2 protein-coding genes are annotated in these 1240 nt (G+C 66.0%); both read right to left on the minus strand.

Features of this window, described 5'->3' with window-relative positions; genetic code table 11:
• Positions 1-684: ABC transporter ATP-binding protein (locus FEZ63_RS22300; RefSeq protein ID WP_150948979.1), on the minus strand; the 684-nt coding region annotated here is incomplete at its 3' end.
• Positions 685-686: 2 nt separating this feature from the next.
• On the minus strand, positions 687-1240 hold a 554-nt coding region (locus FEZ63_RS22305; protein ID WP_150948973.1), incomplete at its 5' end, for an ABC transporter permease.

Genomic DNA, 1240 nt, shown 5'->3' on the forward strand with positions numbered 1-1240 from the left:
GACGCGGTCGGTGTAGCGCGCCACCATCGAAAGATCGTGGCTGATCATGAGGACCGCGGTGTTGTGCGCCCGCGTGAGTTCCACCATCAATTCGAGAACGTCGCGCTGGACCACCGCATCGAGAGCGGTCGTCGGCTCGTCGGCGACGAGGAGCGCGGGCTGCAGCAGCATGACCGAGGCCAGCATGATGCGCTGGCGCATGCCGCCGGAAAACTGATGCGGATAGGTCGCAAGCGCTGCCTCCGGATCCGCGATGCCGACGCGCGTCAGCATGTCGAGGATCAGGCGCCGCCGCGCCGCCGCATCGAGCGTGCGGTGCAGGGCAAGCCCTTCGTCGAGCTGCCGACCGATGAGCATGGACGGGTTGAGCGAGGTCATCGGTTCCTGGAACACCATGCCGATGCGCGCGCCGCGCAGCTTGCGCAGCTCGTTCGGCGTCAGGCGATGGATGTCCCTGCCCTCGAAGCGGATGGTTCCGGAGCTGCGGCGGATGGCGGGCGGCTCAAGTCCCATCACGGCGCGGGCCGCGAGAGTCTTCCCGCTGCCGGATTCGCCGACGATGCCGACGATCTCGCCGGGCGCGACCGAGAAGCTGATGCCCTTGACGACGTCCAGACCGCTGCGCGACACCGTCAGGGTCAGGTCTTCGACGCTGAGGAGTTCTGTCTTGACCGCGTTCGTCATTTTCAAACTCCTCGCATGCGCGGATCGAGTTTATCGCGCACCGCATCGCCCAGCAGATTGATGCCGAGGAGCGTCAGCGAGATGCACAGGCCGGGGAAGATGCCGAGCCAGACCGCTTGCGCGATGAAGGAGCGACTGCTGGCCAGCATGTTTCCCCAGGTCGGCGCCGGTGGCGGAACGCCAAGGCCGAGGAAGCTCAACGCACTCTCGGCGAGCAGCACCCAGCCGAACATGGAGGTGGCGAGCACGGTGAGCGGCGCGATGCAGTTCGGCAGGATGTGGCGAGCCATGGTGAAGATCTCGGAATTGCCCATCACGCGCGAGGCCTCGACAAATTCCTTCTCGCGCAGCGACAGAACCGTCCCGCGCACGACGCGGGCCACCGAGGGGGTGTAGGCAAGCCCCAGCGCGAGGATGATGCCGTACTTGTTCGCGCCGATGACGGCGAGAAGCCCCAGGGCGAGCAGAATTCCCGGGAATGCCAGGAGCGCGTCGTTGAACGACATCAGGATCTTGTCCGTCCAGCCGCGAAGATAGCCGGTGAGGACGCCGATGA

This window comes from Microvirga brassicacearum, assembly GCF_008757455.1.
Taxonomy (GTDB): Bacteria; Pseudomonadota; Alphaproteobacteria; order Rhizobiales; family Beijerinckiaceae; genus Microvirga; species Microvirga brassicacearum.